This window comes from Bartonella sp. CL63NXGY (assembly GCF_042194905.1).
In the GTDB taxonomy this organism is placed as follows: domain Bacteria; phylum Pseudomonadota; class Alphaproteobacteria; order Rhizobiales; family Rhizobiaceae; genus Bartonella.
Map to the genome: position 1 here is coordinate 1 of NZ_JBHINK010000140.1, position 589 is coordinate 589.

Sequence of the window (589 nt, forward strand, 5' to 3'; positions counted from 1 at the left end):
GCCTGATTATTTAATAACAATTGTTGATTCTGATCCATCAATTTTTGCATATTGGCAATTTGATCATCTTTAGCTCTTAGCTGTTCTTTAAGTAACGCAATAGTTTCATCTTTTGCTGATATAACAGTGTTTTCTTCCTTATCGGAAACTGTTTCCGTTTGTTTCTGGTTACTATTTTTAGTTTCCGTTTCCTGTTTCTGATTAGTTTTCGATTGTTGGTTTCCGAAATGTTTGCGAAGCTCTTTAGCACCAGCTTCATTAATCAAAATCCTGTTACCAGAAACAGAAGTATATCGTTTTCGGAAACTATCGTTTAATTGTTTCCGAATGCCTGGTTTAGTTACTCCTAGCTCGTCTGATAATTGCTTGATAGTATAGTGTTTATTTGCCATCGAAAACTCCTCTTTTCGTTTCTAGTAACTGTTTCCAGTATAATACATTTTCTTTCAATTTAATTAATTGGTTGTTTTTTGATTTGGTTTAAATATATCTTATATCCTTTATGTATTTAAACTTTACGGTCTTAAAAAGACTGATATACCAAGGGTGACAGCTTGTAAAGGGATAGAAAATAATATATTTAAGGATA

General features: G+C 31.6%; 1 protein-coding gene. It reads right to left on the reverse strand.

Annotated features, from left to right (window positions below):
* Window positions 1-392: hypothetical protein (locus ACFIK0_RS09755; protein ID WP_375663970.1), on the reverse strand; the 392-nt coding region annotated here is incomplete at its 3' end.
* Between the last annotated feature and the right edge of the window lie 197 nt (window positions 393-589).